A 15883-nucleotide genomic window follows, 5' to 3' on the forward strand; every position below is an offset into this window, starting at 1 on the left:
CGGTGAACCGTACGGTCTATTGGAAGCTCAGCCGGTGCGGGTGGGCCGGATTGGCCGGGCAGGTGTGCACACGCATCAGGCCGCGGCCGAGGTAGACACCGACCGGGTCGAGAACGCGTGGGTCGTTGTCCGCGTCCCGGTCCTCCAGCGGCAGCCAGCTGCGTGAGGCGCCGTCACATTCCCACTTGTCCACGGTGAGCAGGGGCGGCATCGCGGTCGCGCACACTGAGCAGTCGACCGGAGCGGGATCGGTCAGATGCCAGGAGGCGAAGCCTCCGACCTTCCAGCCGGGGGCGATCGACACGTCACTCATGTAGTCGATCTCTTCCGGTTCCTCGGCCCGGGCGGCGGCCATGGCCGCCTCGTACTCGTCGTACTCCTCGTACGTCGCGTAGCTCGCCGGTGAGGAGGAAGTGTCCTCATCGTCGTCCTCCTCGCCGAGTAGCCCTTCCTCCCATTCGGTGATTTCCTCCTGGAGGTCCTCGTCCAGCAGCCCGAGGTACTCGTGCTCCACCACCTGCTCCGGGTACACGACGCACATGGTCGGGACGCATTCCGCGCGGCCGGCCACCGGAGGTTCGGGCTGGGGCGTCAGTAACGCGCCGACGTCGGCCGAGCGTCGCCATTTGAGCACGACGTCAATGGTGCGGTCGGCCCCGTGTTCCTCGAACGGGCACCAGAAGACCTGAAGCAGGTCGCAGCCCGTGGGGCCCAGAAGGTCCGGGACCTCCCGTGCGTAGAGCTGGGCAACGGCCAGCATCGGCAACGGGTCGCCATCGCGGAGGTCCGGAACGTGGTCACCCTGCCTCATGCCGTCGAGCAGGCGCTGTTCTTCCTCGGTGTACTCCCGTCCCCGTGCGTCTTCCTCGACCCGACGGCGCAGCCGCACATCGGAGAGGAGGTGGCCCGTACCTTTCGGGTGCACGGCCGTGCACACCGGCCACGCTTCGTCGGCCGGCCACAGCAGGGGGCCCGCCACCGAGCTCTCCCGCGCTCCGGGCCCGCCGTGACGGGGGTGCAGCCGCGTTGCTGTGCGCCGGTGAGCTGCGAGAGCGGGGAGAACCGCCTCTATGTCGCGGGGGCGTGGCGGGGTGGATCGGGGCATGAGAGAGCCTTCCGGGGACGTTCGGTGGCGATGTTATACGCCGGTCCTGACACCGGCAGCGGGGTTCTCCAGGCTGTGCGTGAAGGTGAATCCCTTGTCGCCGAATGCCGTGAACGCGGGAATTCGCCGGCGCGGAAAACCCCTCGCCGCACACGGAAAGGTGACTGGCTGTGCGGTAAAGGGCACGTGAGGACCAAGGTGTAGGGGGTGGAATCGGGGGCATCCGCTGGTCTGGAGGTTGGTAACAATGGTTCCTGTTCTTCTTGTTCTGCTGCTCGCCTTGATCCTTTTCGGTGCGGGGTTCGCACTCAAGGCTCTGTGGTGGATCGCCGTCATCGTGCTCATCGTCTGGGTGCTCGGCTTCGTTATCCGACCTGCCCTGCACGGTGGAAAGCGCGGCCGCTGGTACCGCTGGTAGGAAGTGCTCGATACGGAGGGCGGCCCCGACAGTTCCTGTCGGGGCCGCCCTCCGTTCTGCCCGGCTCGGTCGACCAGAACGACCTCGACGGTCGTACGCCCGTCATCGCCGGACGTACGACGGTGTGAAGATCCGATCAATCGCGTCGGCTGATTCCCGTTCCCCGTACTGCTGTTGCGGGCTGTCTGCGCCAGGGGAGAGGTCAAGGGGGACATTTTGTCATGGACAAAAACTAATCTTCGGATAGTTCAGCGCCGACCCTTGACCCCCCTAGACCTCCGATGTTCACTACGCCTGACGGCGCCGCCACCTTGTCGTAGATCACCGCTTCGCTCAGCCAGCGCCCTCGCGCGCCCCGAGAGAGGACCGGATAGTGCGCACTGTGTCCCGTGCCCTGATCGCGCTCGTTCTGGCGGCGATGTCGCTCGTCGCCGTATCAGGGGCCCCAGTGGCCGAGGCGGCACCCGCCTCGGCCGCCGGCCCGGCCGCGCCCCTCGCCAAGGTCCTGGTCTTCTCCAAGACCGCCGGATTCCGGCACTCGGCCATCCCGGCCGGAATCGCCGCCGTCCAGAAGCTCGGCGCGGCCAACGGGTTCACCGTCACCGCCACGGAGGACGCGGGTGCGTTCACCGCCGCCAACCTGGCGCAGTACCAGGCGGTGATCTGGCTCTCCACCACCGGCGACGTACTGAACCCCGCGCAGCAGACCGCCTTCGAGTCGTACGTCGCGAACGGCGGCGGTTACGTCGGCGTGCACGCCGCGGCCGACACCGAGTACGACTGGCCCTGGTACGGCGGGCTCGTCGGCGCGTACTTCGCCTCACACCCCGCCACCCAGCGGGCCACCGTCAAGGTCGAGGACCGCGCGTCCGTCTCCACCTCGCATCTGCCGCAGCGCTGGACCCGCACCGACGAGTGGTACAACTACCGCGCCAATCCGCGCTCGGCGGTGAAGGTGCTCGCGAGCCTGGACGAGACGTCGTACTCCGGAGGCACCATGGGTGATCATCCGATCACCTGGTGCCAGGACTACCGGGGCGGACGGTCCTGGTACACCGGGCTCGGCCACACCGAGGAGTCGTACGCGGACCCCGCCTTCACCACCATGCTCCTCGGCGGCATCCAGACCGCGGCTCGTGCCAAGGCCGCCGACTGCCGTCCGGAGACCGGCTACACGCCGCTGTTCGACGGCAGCCAGGCCAGTCTGGACAAGTGGCGGCAGGCGGGCGCGGGCAGTTTCAGCCTCGCCGACGGCACGCTCTCCTCGGTCGGTGGCATGGGCTTGCTCTGGTATCCGGTGACCCCCTTCGCCAACTACTCGCTCAAGGCCGACTGGATGATGCCGGGCGACGACAACGGCGGTGTCTTCATCGGCTTCCCCGACCCGCAGGGCGACCCCTGGAAGCCGGTCGACCTCGGCCACGAGATCCAGATCGACGCGTCCGACGGCGACCCGACCCGTACCACCGGGAGCGTCTACAGCTTCCAGGCTCCCGACACGGCGGCGCGGGCGGCGGCGCTCAACCCGCCCGGGACCTGGAACAGTTACGAGATCGCGGTGCACGGCCGGCACGTCGAGATCCGGCTCAACGGCGTCAAGATCAACGACTACACCAGCAACCGTGACATCGCCCTCGGTCACATAGGTCTCCAGAACGACGGCGCGGGCCTGGACATCAACTACCGCGACGTCCGTATCAAGCAGGACGGCGCGCCGGCCACCGATCTGGCGCGGGGCAAGCCCGTCACGGTCACCAGCGTCGAGCCCGGCAGCACGCACGTGGGCGCCAACGCGGTGGACGGCGACCCCGCCACCCGCTGGGGCAGCGCGTACTCCGACCCGCAGTCGATCACCGTCGACCTCGGCGGCGTCCATACGCTCCAGCGGGTCCGGCTCAACTGGGAGACCGCGCACGCCACGGCGTACACGGTCCAGACGTCGACGGACAACGTCACCTGGCGCACCGTCAGTACGGTCACGGCGGGCGACGGGGGTCTCGACGAGATCGCCGTGAGCGGCACCGGGCGGTACGTACGGGTCCAGGGCACCACACGCGCGACGCAGTACGGCTACTCCCTCTGGGACCTGGCCGTGTACGGCACCAGTCAGTAACCAGTCACCACTCGATCGGCCCGCCCGGACGACCTGGGGCGTGACAGCACACCTGTCGCGCCCCGGGCCGCCGGGCGCCCCCCACCCCGCGATCGGCCCCTGGAGGTTCCGTGTTGTCGCGCGCTGTCGCCTGCCTGACCGCCCTGTTAACCCTGACCGCGCTCCTGCTCGCCCCCAGTGCCGTGGCGGCCGACCCGGAGGCCGGTGAGAGACCCGCGGCCACCTCCGCGACGACCACCGACCGTGAAGCCGCGGCCCCGCCGCCCACCAGCGGCTTCGAGCGGGTCAAGCTCGACGGCGGGCTCGGCATGGGCGAGCCGATCGAGCTCGCCGTACTGCCCGACGGCAAGGTCCTCTACATCAACCGCGGCACAAGCGCCGCCGGCGGCCAGGTCCGCCTCTACAACCCCGTCACCAAGTCGACGACGGTCGCGCTGACCATCCCCCTGGACGCCCGGTTCGAGGACGGGCTGATCGGCATCACCCTGCACCCGAAGTTCGCCACCACCGGCTGGGTGATGCTGTTCTACTCGCCCAAGAGCACCCCGCTGGTGAACCGCATATCCCGGTTCACCTTCAGCCAGTCCACCCACACCATCGCCCCGTCCAGTGAAGACATGATCATCGAGTGGCCGACCGAACGTGAGATGTGCTGCCACTCGGCGGGCTCCATGTCCTGGGACACGGCTGGCAACCTCTACTTCGCGGTCGGCGACAACACCAACTCCGGCGGCGACGCGCAGGGCATGGCACCGATCGACGAACGCCCTTCGCGGCACGCGCAGTTCGACGCCCAGCGCACCTCGGGCAACGCGAACGATCTGCGCGGCAAGATCAACCGTATCCACCCGGAGGACAACGGCACGTACACCGTCCCCGACGGCAACCTCTTCGCCAAGGGCGCGGCGGGCACCCGTCCCGAGGTCTATGTGATGGGCGTGCGCAACCCGTACCGCGTCTGGGTCGACAAGAAGGCGAACAACACCCTGTACTGGGGCGAGGTCGGCCCCGACGCCGGAGCGACCATCCCCGCGCGCGGCCCGGCGGCGTACGACGAGTTCAACCGGGCGACCGGCCCCGGCAACTACGGCTGGCCGTACTGCGGCGGACCCAACGTGGCGTACAACGACTGGGACTTCGCGGCCAACCAGCCGCGCGGCTGGTTCCCCTGCGGCGGCGGCACCGGCCCGGTCAACAACTCTCCGCGTAACACCGGCATCCAGCAACTGCCGCCCACCAAGCCGTCGTTGGTGTGGGAGCAGCACGGCGGGAGCAAGGAGTGGCCGCAGCTCGACAACCCCGGCGGCTGCGGTTCGCCCAACCACACCGAGGTCTACCACTACGACGCGAATCTCAACTCCGACGTCAAGTGGCCCCAGTACTACGACAACAAGCTGCTGATCTCCGAGTACTGCCGTAACTGGATCAAGGAAGTGCAGTTCAGCGACGGCAACGCGTCCACCGGTACGCCGACGGCGATCGAGCCGGTCCTGGACGGTATGAAGTTCGTCCACCCGATCGACATGGAGTTCGGGCCCGACGGCTCGCTGTATCTCCTCGAATACGGCAGCGGCTACTTCTCGGGCGCCGAGGACGCCGGTCTCTACAAGATCAACTATGTGCAGGGCGGCCGGTCGCCTCTCGCCAAGGTCTCCGTGAACAAGGACAACGGACTCGCGCCGCTGGCCGTGACGTTCTCCAGCGCGGGCAGCAGCGACCCGGACAACAACCCGCTCAGCTACGCGTGGGACTTCACCGACAACGGCAGCACCGATTCCACCGCCGCCAACCCGTCCTTCACCTATCCGTCGAACGGCAGCTTCCAGGCGAGACTCACGGTCAGCGACGGCACCGGCCGCACCGGCACCGCGACGATCCCGATCGTGGTCGGCAACACTCGCCCCACGCTGACGATCTCGCAGCCACCGGCGGGCGGCGCGTTCGAGTGGAACGAGAATGTCACCGTCACCGCGTCGGCGACCGACCCCGAAGACGGCACGGCCGGCCCGATCGACTGCTCGAAGGTGATCGTACGGATCGCCCTGGGCCACCAGGAGCACGCGCACGAGGTCGCCGAAGGCACCGGATGCTCCACGACCTTCAACACCGGACCGATCCACTCGGGCTTGGACGCCACGCAGTTCTATGTGGTGCGGGCCGGCTACACGGACAGAGGCGCCAGCGGCACCGTACCGCTGACGGGGGAGAAGGAGCTCAGCCTCTGGCCCAAGAAGTGGCAGGCGGAGCACTTCGCGCAACTCTCCGGACCCCAGATCATCACGGCCGCCGGGGCCGAGGGCGGCAAACGCCTGGGCGACGTACAGAACAACGAGTGGGTCAAGTACCACCCGGTGAGCCTCAAGGGCGTCACCGGCATCAGGGCCCGCGTCTCCTCCGACAAGGCGGGGAACGTGGCGACCTTCCGGTACGACTCCGTGACCGGCCCCGTGGTCGGGCGGGTGACCGTGCCCAACACCGGCGGCTGGGAGACGTACACCGAGGTGAACGTGGACGTCACGAACGCCGTGGAGCAGCCGCGTGATCTCTTCGTGGTCTTCACCGGTGGCTCCGGCGCCATTCTCGACCTCGACAGCTACACCTTCACCGGGCCCGGCATCAGCCGTCCCGGCTCCATGACCGCCCGTGGGAGTGATGCACAGTGACCACCGCGAGAATCGACCGACCAGCGGGACCGGCCGCACATACGAGACGCACGAGCACACGCGCGAACACACGCACGAGCGCACGCGGGAGAACACACACGAGCACACGCGCCGGGCGCCTGCTGGGTGCGCTCCTCGTCCTCGTCTGCGTCGTGAGCGGCCTGTCGGGCGGCTCACCGGCCGTGGCCTCACCCACCGACGCCGCCTTCAACTCCTCGACCGGCGCGCTGAACGTGGACTACGCGAAGTACCTGTCCAAGCACGACATCGTCTACAACCGGCCGACCACCGAGCCCAAGCACGGTCTCACGGTCGGCAACGGCCGTACCGGCGCGATGGCCTGGCAGAACAACGGCTTCAACATGCAGGTGTCCGGTGTGGACACCTCGCAGCAGACCGCCTTCGGCGCCGGGCTGCTCAATCTGTCCACCACCCCGGCGATGGACAGTGGCTACTCCACCTTCCAACAGCGCCTCTCCCTCTACGACGGCACCCTCACCACCACGTACGACAACAACCGCACCGTGACGGTGATGGGCAAGCCCAACTCGGAGGTCATGGGCATCCATGTCGAGGACACCCGCTCAGGGGTCTCCGCGATCAATCTGGATCTGAGCCTCTGGGACGTCGCCGGGCTCGGCAACAGCGGTGATGTGCCGAACATCGACACCTGGCGGACGGTGTCCACGTACGCGGACTCCACCGGCGCGGGACTCAGCCGGGGCCAGGCGGACCCGCAGAACTTCGGCTACACACTCGGCGCGACCGTGGAGGGCGCCGCGTACACCGCGCGCGTCATCGACGGCCGTAAGGTGCGGCTCTCGATCACACCGGACTCCAGCTACACCATCTGGTTCACCGCGAGCAGCCGTCTCAACGCCCCGAGCCACAACTCGGTCGCCGAGGCCAAGCGCGCGCTCGCGGAGGTCAAGGCCGCCGGGTACACCAGCACCAACAACAGCTATCTCAACTGGTGGCACGCGTTCTGGCAGAAGTCGTTCGTCCAGTACTCCAACGGGTCCCGTGAAGCGGACTACATGGAGAACGTCTACTACCTCTCCACCTATATGATCGCGGCGGCCGGATACGGAAACTATCCCGCCCACTTCATCAACGGCGTCTTCCGGGCCACCGGGGACGCCACGAAATGGAGCAACGCGTACTGGTACTGGAATCAACGGGACATCTACAACTCGTTCCTGGCCTCCAACCACGCCGATCTCATGGCCGGATTCAACAAGCTCTACAGCCGCAATTTCGACGCGCTGAAGGCGTACACCCGGACCCGGTACAACGTGGACGGCATCTGGGTGCCGGAGACGATGGGCTGGGACGGTAACGCGCGCGGCACGGTCAACAGCGACTTCACCAACAACATATGGTCGACCGGCACCGAGGCCGCGTACAACATGTACCTCCAGTACGCGTACACGAACGACACCGAATACCTGCGGAACACGGCCTATCCGTTCATGCGCGAGGTCGCCAAGTTCTACCAGGCGAAGCTGTCGTTCAACAGCTCGACCGGCACGTACTACGTGGCCACGTCCCACGCGCACGAGACGTACTGGAACGTGCCGAACGCGATCACCGACCTGGCGGCCGTACGCACCCTGTTCCCGCTCGCCATCAAGGCGAGCGAACAGCTCGGCCTGGACGCCTCACTGCGACCGCAGTGGCAGAACGTCCTGAACAACCTGATCGCCTATCCCTCCGACACGAACGCGAACACCTATCTGCCGCACACACCGCCGATCGCGCAGACGCGTAACAACGAGAATGTCGCGGCCGAACTGATCTGGCCGTACGACCTCACCGGTATCGGCTATCCCGACCAGCAGAAGGCGATCAACACCTGGAACCGCAGGCCGTTCCCGTACGGAAACGTATGGGCCAACGACGCCATCCAGGCAGCCAGACTCGGGCTCGGAAATCAGACGCTCCAGGGTCTGAAGACCATGCTGCAGAAGTACCAGAACTATCCGAACGGCATGACCAGCAACACCAACGGCGTCTTCGAGTATCTCGGCGTACATCTGGCCGCGACGAACGAGTCGCTGCTCCAGTCGTACAACGACAAGATCCGGGTCTTTCCCGCCGTGCCCACCGATTCCACCTTCGTCGGCAAGTTCAGTCTGCTGGCCAAGGGCGGATTCATGGTCAGTTCGGAGAGGGAGGCCGGCGAGGTCAAGTACGTCGGACTGAAGAGCCAGTTCGGCAACGCGGCCCGCGTCGTCAATCCGTGGGGGACCCAGGAGGTGAGGGTCCGCAGGACGTCCGACAACGCCATCGTGACGACGTCCAGCGGCGCCGAGATCACCTTCAGCACCGGGGCGAACCAGGTGTACGTCGTCGAGCGGACCGCCAAACCGCTCAGCTCCTACACTCAGACGCAGCTCACCGGCACCGCGAACCAGGGCATGAAGTCCCTGGCCGGCACCAGCTCCACACTGGGGTCGAACGCGACCTCCGACCCGATGGTGAACAACACCGCGCTGACGTACGACAGCAACTGGTATCTCACGAACAGCCGCGGTTACGGCGACTTCAACGACGATACCCACCACAGCACCACGGTGGACGCGGTCGCGTCGTACACCTTCACCGGCACCGGGATCCAGTATCTGTCCGAACGCAACGGCGACATGGGGACGGTCGACGTCTATCTCGACAACGTCTTCCAGGCCACGGTGAATCTCAGAGCCGACGGTGCGAGACAGGTACAGCAGGTCGTGTGGCAGAAACAGGGGCTCGCCGGTGGCTCGCACACGATCAGGATCGTGAACCGCAGTACGTCCGTGGGGATGGTGGACGCGTTGCGTATCACCCCCTGACCCGCACCCTGACGGGCCGCCCATGACCGTGGCCCCGCGCGGAGGACGCCGCGCGGGGCCACACCATGAGGGGGAACTCAGGCCAGGAGTCAACAGTCGGCCGGGGTCACCAGGTGGATAAGGTCACCAGGTGGCCGGGGTCACCAGGTGGACGGGGCCGGAGGGGCCACCACCGGCGGACGGTCGTCGCAGGTGATCGTGTTCGGCAGCAGCCACGGCGCGAGCCATGACTCCGTGCCCCGGCCCCCGTCGTTGCCGCCGAGGTCGTTGAGCGCGAACTCCGAACCGGAGGGCGGGAAGTTGAAGGAGCCGCAGTTGTTGACACCGACGGCGCCCACATTCCGCGCATCCACGTTCTCGAAGGACGCTGACCCCTTGACCCGGGCGCTGACCGCCGACGTACCCGTCCCGTCGATCCTGACGTCCTTGAAGCGGACACGGTCGATCGCGTACAGGTCCTTCACCGCGTAGTCGCTGACCAGCATGATCGCGTTGTAGGTGCTGTCGAGGTAGTGGTCGCCGGTCACCCGGATGTCCGCGTCGATGTCCTTGTCGAGCGCGTAGAGCCAGATGGCACCCAGCCCGATGTTCCAGTTCAGCTCGTATGTCCCGGCGCGGACCGTGGTGTTGTCGGTGAAGCGCAGCGCCCCGGTGAACGGCTCGGCGCCGAAGCGGGACCCCGCGTGCAGCGCGCTGCCCTCCCGGACCGGGTCGGCGACGAGATTGGCCGAGACCGTGTTGTCCGTGCCGCCGTAGACCGCGATGCCGTTGGCCAGAACCGGTGACTGCACGGTGTTGCGCGTGAACGTGTTCCCCGCGTTGGCGGTCTTCTCCGACCACATCGCGAGGCCGTCGTCACCGGTGTTGCGCACGAAGTTCCCGGACACGACCGAATTCGTCACGCCGGTGTGGAAGTTGAGGGCGTCGGCGATCTGGTCGACGACGATGTTGTCCGAGACCCGGACGTTCGACATCGGTCCGTCGAACCAGAGACCGACCTTGGTGTGCCGGATGTGCAGACCCGTGATCGTCGAGTCGCTCATCGCGCCGCCGACACCGTTCACCTGGTCGGTGTCGACCCGTTCGCGTACGTCGCCCTCGATCGCGAAGCCCGACAGATGGACGTTCCGGCTTCCGCCGTCGGCCGCGTCCTTGCCGTAGAAGCCGACGCCCGTGTGGACCGAGCCGTCCGGCGCGGGTTCGTCGAGGGTGATCTGGCGGCCCTTGACGACCGTGTGCCAGTTGCCGGCGCCCTCGATCGTGATGTCGTCCACGATGATGTGACGGTTCACCTGGTAGGTGCCCGGCGGGATGTACACCGTGAGGTGTTTCCGCTTCGCGAAGGCGATCGCCCTGTCGAAGGCGTCCGCCGAATCCCGCCGGCCGAGGGGATCGGCGCCGAACCGCAGCACGTTCGCGGCGGTGAGCCGGACGCGGGGCGCGCCGACGAGCTCCGAGTCGAGCAGATCCACGACCGTCCAGTCGGCCTTGCTGCCCGCCGGGACCGTCAGCCGTATCTTGTCACCGGCCCGGTACGTCCTGCCGAGCTTCAGGCGCTGCTCGTCGTAGAAGTGGCTCGGCCGGAACGGCTTCGTGATGACCGGCGCGGGGGTCGTAGCGGCGGGCACACAGGCGCACTCGGTGATCCACCAGTCCGGGTGGAGCAGGTCGGCGCCGGGGTCGTTCGAGAAGGGGTACTGGTTGTAGAGCCACGCGTATTGCGAGGTGAGCGTCATCGTCTTACGGTCCTTGCCGTTGACGGTGACATCGAGGGGCGCGGTGATGCCGCCGCCCCCGGGCGCGTCCGGAATGCTGTACCGCACGGTGATCGCGTCGGCGGCGCTTGGCAGGGTGAACTCGACGTACTGCTTTGGCGTCAGCTTCACCGCCGTACGGCCGGAGGCCTCGGAGGGCAGGGTGTACGCGGCCCGGTCCGGCCCGATGACCGCGCCGTTCGTCGCGGCGTTCTCCGCCTCCTGCTCGGCGAAGCCGACGTGGGCGCCCCGGCCCGCGACGAGCGCGGGGTCGAGGGCGGCGCGGGTGACGACGGGGCCGGTGGGTCCACCGGGACTTCCGGGCGGCGCGGCGAGGGCGGTGCCGCCGCCGCTGAGCAGGCTGAGACTCAGACCCAGCCCGACGGCGGCTGCGGTCAGTGAGGTCCACGACATCTAAGGCTCGATTCTCTTGGGGAGGACGAACGCCGGTGGGGCTGACGCCCGGTGGAGCGGACGTCGTGGGGGTGAGGTGGACCTTAGGACCGTCGTGCCGGGCTTCACAAGATGCCTGCGAGCGGTTTTCGTGTTGCTGCGCCCCAACTGCGTTGACAAGTAAACTTCTTGCGCTCGGACTGCTGATCCCTTACGGATCGGGGGCGCGTGAACGTCGAGGTCGCACCGGTACGCCGCTGACTCGTGCGCACTGTTGCTCACGTGGCGTGTGCGAGAGGATACGGAGCGAGGTCGCCGGTGGAAGTGATGCGTGGTGACGGAGGATGTGACGGGTCACGCGGTGGTGGTGGGGGCCGGGTTGTCCGGGCTGCTCACCGCCGATGTGCTGGGCAGGCGTTTCGAGCGCGTCACGCTGATCGAGCGGGACACGCTCCCGGACGGGCCACCGGTGTTCCGGCCCGGTGTCCCGCAATCCAGGCATGTGCACATCCTGTGGTCGCGTGGCATGGCGGCGCTGGAAGACCTTCTGCCGGATGTCGTCACCGGCCTCGAAGCCAACGGGGGCGTCGTTGTCGGCGCCCCTGAACAGATGCGGTGGCTCTCGGCCGCGGAGTGGTTCACCGGTGTGCGGGGAACGGACTACCTGTCCGTCTCACGCGAACTCCTGGAGTCGGCCCTGCGCCGCGGGGTCGTCGCGGACGGGTCCTCGGTGACCGTGCTGGACCGTCACGAGGTGACCGGGCTTCTTCCGGCGCGGGCCGGAGGGGCGGTGGTAGGCGTCAGGCTGCGTGAACGGGGCGCGGACGGGGCGGAGTTCACCGTGGAGGCGGGGCTGGTGGTCGTTGCCGCCGGTCGCGGTTCCCGTGCCGCGGGCTGGCTCGGCGAGTTGGGCCTCCCCGTGCCGGTGACCGAGCGGCTCGACGCGCGTGTTGGCTACTCTTCCCGCTACTACCGGCGCCCGGCCGACGCGGGCCCCTGGAAGGCCATGTATGTCCAGGGCAATCCGGACGTGCCGCGCGGCGGTGTGATCCTGCCGGTCGACGACGGCCGGTGGCTGGTCACACTCATCGGACAAGGCGAACACCAGCCACCCACCGGCGAGGAGGACTGGCTCGCGTTCGCCGCGTCGCTGCGTTCGGCTGAGCTGTCGCAGGCGCTGAAGGGCGCGGTGCCGCTGTCGGACGCGGTCGCCTTCCGGGCGACGGCGAATGAGTGGACGCACTTCGAGCGCGTGGGACGGTGGCCGCGCGGGCTGCTGGTGGTCGGAGACGCTCTGTGCCGGTTCAACCCCGTCTACGGGCATGGAATGACGGTCGCGGCCGTGCAGGCCCAGGTCGTCGCCGGCCGGATCGCCGGACGTGAGCCCGCGGACATCGCCGCCCGGACACGACAGACGCAGCGAGCGGTGGCGAAGTGCGCCAGGCCGGCCTGGATGATCGCCACGGGTGAGGACCGCCGGTATCCGGACACGGACGGACCGCGGCCGGGCCGGCTCGGGAGAGCGCAGCAGGACTACCTGGCCCGGGTGTTGGCCGCGGCCAACACCGACCCCGTCGTCGCCGAAGCGTTCTTCGCGGTGCTCTCACTCAACCGCCGCCCCGAGACCCTGCTGACACCACGGATCGCCACGCGCGCCCTCCGCCGGCGCAACACGCCCTAGGCGGCGGTGGCCTTCCTGAGCGTGCGCAGACAGAGGGAAAGCGCGGTGTGCTGGGGGGTGTTCTGTTCGCGGGTCTGCTCCCAGGCCGCGTAGAGCAGGGCCCACAGGACGTTCTGCAGCCATGTGCTGTCGACGTCGGGGTCGAGCGTGCCGTCCTGTTGACCGCGCCGGACGAGGGCGAGCAGGGCGCGGTCGGACGGGGTTTCTTCTTCCTCGTCCAAACCGGACCAGGCCCAGAACTGCGGCACGTCATCGAGCAGCATCAGCCGGTCGCCGAGTTCGAAGTACTCCAGGCACAGCCGGTCCAGGGCCTCCGGGGCCGGGCCGTCGTCGAGCCGGGCGCGGGCGGTCGCCGCCTCGACCCGCTCGCGTACGTCCGTGCCGATGGCGGCGAGCAGGTCGGACCGTTCGCGGAAGTAGCGGTGGACGGTGGTGCGCCCGACCCCGGCCGCCTCCGCGACGTCGGCCAGGGAGGCCGCGTGGTCGGCGGAGAGCCGGGCGACGGCGGCGTCAAGGATCGCGCGCCGGGTGCGGGCGCGGGTGGTGCTCTCTTGCGTGGCTGTGCGGTCGGACCCCATGCGCACACGGTAATGCCCCCAGCTGTGCCGCATGCCGAATCGAAACTCGCTTGACCATTTTGAAACATCGATGTTCCACTGTGGGTATGTCCACCTCCGCCCCCTCCTTGCCCCGTGTCCGGAATGCCGCCCCCCGCCTGCGCATCCTGTGGTCGTTCGCCCGCCCCCATCGGCGCACCCTGATCCATGGCCTGTGCCTGGCTCTGCTCGTGTCCGGTCTCGGCCTCGCCACGCCCATGGTCACCAAGCAGGTCCTTGACGCGCTCGGCGGCTCGACATCGCTGGCGGGCCCGGTGGCGACGCTCCTCGTACTGCTCGTCGTCGGTGGTGCGGTGTCGTTCCGGCAGTGGACCCTGCTCGGAACGCTGGGTGAGCGTGTGGTGCTTGAGGCCAGGGAGTCGCTGGTACGCCGCTTCCTGCGGGCCACCGTGCCCGCCGTCACCTCGCGCCCGACCGGCGAGCTCGTCACCCGTGTCACCTCCGACACCGTGCTGCTGCGCGAGGCCGCCTCGGAATCGCTGATCGGCCTGATCAACGGGACGGTCATGCTCGTGGGCAGCCTCGTCCTGATGGGCTTCCTCGACCCGGTGCTGCTCGCCACCACGCTGGTCGCCGTGGCGCTCACCGGCGCGGCCTTCGGGCTGCTGATGCCCGGGATCGCGCAGGCGCAGCAGCAGGCCCAGGAGCATGTGGGGCGGCTCGGCGGCGTACTGGAAGGCACGCTGCGCGCGATACGGACCGTGAAGGTCAACCACGCCGAGCGCCGCATGGAGGAGCGGATCATGACCGACGCGCGCGCCTCCGCCGAGCACGGCACCCGGGTGGTTCGCCGCGAGGCACTGGCCTGGACGACCGCGTGGTCCGGCATCCAGCTGGCCATCATCGCGATCCTCGGCGTGGGGGCCTGGCGCGTGGGCGAGGGCCGGCTGGAGGTCTCAAGCCTGATCGCCTTCCTGCTCTACGCGTTCGCTCTGATGGAGCCCGTCACCGAAGTCAGCGAGAACATCACCAAGTTGCAGGCCGGCATCGCCGCGGCCGAACGCATCCGACAGGCCGATGAGCTGCCCACCGAGGACATCACGAGCCCCATCGCCGGCGACCGCGCACGCGCTGCCGAGAGCCCGGACGGGACGCCCGTCCGCACCGCCGAGAGCTTGGACGGGACGCCTGTACTGCGCCTCAGCAAGGTCACCGCGGCCTACGGCCCGGGCCGGGTGCCCGCCGTACAGGACATCGACCTCACGATCCCGCGCCGCGGTCACACCGCCATCGTCGGTCCGTCGGGCGCCGGCAAGACCACCCTGCTCGCCCTCGTCCTGCGATTCCTTGAGCCGATGCGCGGTGAGCTGTTCCTGGACGGCCGCCCGTATCGCGAGTACACCCATGCCGGCATCCGTGCCCGCCTCGCCTATGTCGAACAGGACACACCGATCGTCCCCGGAACCATCCGCGACAACCTCCTGCTCGCCCGCCCCGACGCCACCACGGACCAACTCCGGCGGGCGCTGCGGGACGTACGGCTCGCCGACAAGATCGACGCACTCGACAACGGCCTCGACACACCCCTGTCCTCGGTCGGCGTCTCCGGCGGCGAGCGGCAGCGCATCGCCCTGGCCCGCGCTCTGCTCGCCACCCCCGACGTGCTGCTTCTCGACGAGGCCACCGCCCAGCTGGACGGACTGACGGAGGCGGCTGTGCACGAGTGCATCCGCTCGCGCGCGACCACCGGCGCCGTGGTGACGATCGCCCACCGCCTGTCGACCGTGCTCGACGCCGACACCATCGTCGTCATGGAAGGCGGCCGTGTCCGTACACAGGGCCGGCACGAGGAACTCCTGGAATCGGACGCGCTCTACCGCGAGTTGGTGGAGTCGCTGCGCATCGCCGCACCCGCCGAGCCGGGCCCGGTGCACGGCGCCCGGCCGACGGCCGGGGCCACGCCCCGCCGCCTCCGCGCGCTCGCTGAAAGGAGTGAAAACGGTGAGGTCTGTCGTGAAGCGGAAGGTACGTGGGCAACTGACCTGTAACGGGCGCTCGTTGCGTGTGGCAGCCCGTTCGTTGGCGGTAGTCGCCGCGCAACGTCGCCGGGGCCGCCCGGGATCGGGCGGCCGTCAGGTTGGAGGAAAGATGTCCGTACAGACCGTCACTCGCACCCGAGGGGTGCTCGCCGGATCGGCGGAGCGTGCCGCGGTGAACTCGCTGATCGCCGAAGCGGAGGCATCGGTCAGTGGCGCGCCGGTGTTCGCGCCGGAGGCCGGTGCGATCCTCCTGGCCCTGATTCTGCTGTCGCCCAAGGAGCCGACGGAGCCTCGCGAGAAGTAGACCCTGGGTGCCGGAAGTATCT

At 68.4% G+C, this 15883-nt stretch carries 10 protein-coding genes; 7 read left to right on the forward strand and 3 right to left on the reverse strand.

Translation table 11 applies throughout. The features are described from left to right. Window positions 1-16: 16 nt before the first annotated feature. A complete protein-coding gene (locus AB0M67_RS33315; protein ID WP_365751302.1) occupies window positions 17-979 on the reverse strand; it encodes a hypothetical protein in 963 nt (320 codons plus the stop codon). A 373-nt stretch (window positions 980-1352) separates the two neighbouring features. Between AB0M67_RS33315 and AB0M67_RS33320 the strand changes: the two genes are divergently transcribed. The 4 genes from AB0M67_RS33320 (at window position 1353) to AB0M67_RS33335 (ending at window position 9133) form a co-directional block, all read left to right on the forward strand. Next, window positions 1353-1523 carry a hydrophobic protein gene (locus AB0M67_RS33320; RefSeq protein ID WP_365751303.1) on the forward strand — a complete coding sequence of 57 codons (171 nt, stop codon included), beginning with the start codon at window positions 1353-1355 and terminating at the stop codon, window positions 1521-1523. A gap of 418 nt (window positions 1524-1941) precedes the next feature. Continuing rightward, window positions 1942-3636, forward strand: coding sequence for a ThuA domain-containing protein (locus AB0M67_RS33325; RefSeq protein WP_365751366.1), 1695 nt, complete (start codon window positions 1942-1944; stop codon window positions 3634-3636). A 110-nt stretch (window positions 3637-3746) separates the two neighbouring features. After that, the gene (locus AB0M67_RS33330) at window positions 3747-6299 is read left to right on the forward strand and encodes a PQQ-dependent sugar dehydrogenase (RefSeq protein WP_365751304.1); all 2553 of its coding nucleotides are present in this window, start codon (window positions 3747-3749) and stop codon (window positions 6297-6299) included. Between the two features lie 152 nt (window positions 6300-6451). Beyond that, window positions 6452-9133 (forward strand): glycoside hydrolase family 95-like protein, encoded by a 2682-nt coding sequence (locus AB0M67_RS33335; protein WP_365751305.1) that lies wholly within the window; start codon window positions 6452-6454, stop codon window positions 9131-9133. A gap of 140 nt (window positions 9134-9273) precedes the next feature. On the opposite strand, the gene AB0M67_RS33340 is transcribed toward AB0M67_RS33335, so the two are convergent. Beyond that, window positions 9274-11301, reverse strand: coding sequence for a glycosyl hydrolase family 28-related protein (locus tag AB0M67_RS33340; RefSeq protein ID WP_365751306.1), 2028 nt, complete (start codon window positions 11299-11301; stop codon window positions 9274-9276). Window positions 11302-11611: 310 nt separating this feature from the next. Here AB0M67_RS33340 and AB0M67_RS33345 point away from each other — a divergent pair, with 310 nt between their 5' ends. Next, window positions 11612-12961: an FAD-dependent monooxygenase gene (locus AB0M67_RS33345; protein ID WP_365751307.1), complete on the forward strand. Its 1350-nt coding sequence runs from the start codon at window positions 11612-11614 to the stop codon at window positions 12959-12961. Here AB0M67_RS33345 and AB0M67_RS33350 read toward each other — a convergent pair. Further along, window positions 12958-13539: a TetR/AcrR family transcriptional regulator gene (locus AB0M67_RS33350; RefSeq protein ID WP_365751308.1), complete on the reverse strand. Its 582-nt coding sequence runs from the start codon at window positions 13537-13539 to the stop codon at window positions 12958-12960. The two genes, AB0M67_RS33345 and AB0M67_RS33350, sit on opposite strands and share 4 nt — an antisense overlap. A gap of 86 nt (window positions 13540-13625) precedes the next feature. Here AB0M67_RS33350 and AB0M67_RS33355 point away from each other — a divergent pair, with 86 nt between their 5' ends. Further along, a complete protein-coding gene (locus AB0M67_RS33355; RefSeq protein WP_365751309.1) occupies window positions 13626-15566 on the forward strand; it encodes an ABC transporter ATP-binding protein in 1941 nt (646 codons plus the stop codon). A gap of 100 nt (window positions 15567-15666) precedes the next feature. Then, window positions 15667-15861 carry a hypothetical protein gene (locus tag AB0M67_RS33360; RefSeq protein WP_365751310.1) on the forward strand — a complete coding sequence of 65 codons (195 nt, stop codon included), beginning with the start codon at window positions 15667-15669 and terminating at the stop codon, window positions 15859-15861. The last annotated feature ends 22 nt before the right edge of the window (window positions 15862-15883 follow it).

The sequence above is a fragment of the Streptomyces sp. NPDC051662 genome, assembly GCF_040681655.1.
Taxonomy (GTDB): domain Bacteria; phylum Actinomycetota; class Actinomycetes; order Streptomycetales; family Streptomycetaceae; genus Streptomyces.

Coding starts and splice junctions, on each gene's coding strand:
- AB0M67_RS33320 (WP_365751303.1), top strand. CDS start 1,353: ATGGTTCCTGTTCTTCTTGTTCTGCTGCTCGCCTTGATCCTTTTCGGT.
- AB0M67_RS33325 (WP_365751366.1), top strand. CDS start 1,942: ATGTCGCTCGTCGCCGTATCAGGGGCCCCAGTGGCCGAGGCGGCACCC.
- AB0M67_RS33340 (WP_365751306.1), bottom strand. CDS start 11,301: ATGTCGTGGACCTCACTGACCGCAGCCGCCGTCGGGCTGGGTCTGAGT.
- AB0M67_RS33350 (WP_365751308.1), bottom strand. CDS start 13,539: ATGGGGTCCGACCGCACAGCCACGCAAGAGAGCACCACCCGCGCCCGC.
- AB0M67_RS33355 (WP_365751309.1), top strand. CDS start 13,626: ATGTCCACCTCCGCCCCCTCCTTGCCCCGTGTCCGGAATGCCGCCCCC.
- AB0M67_RS33360 (WP_365751310.1), top strand. CDS start 15,667: ATGTCCGTACAGACCGTCACTCGCACCCGAGGGGTGCTCGCCGGATCG.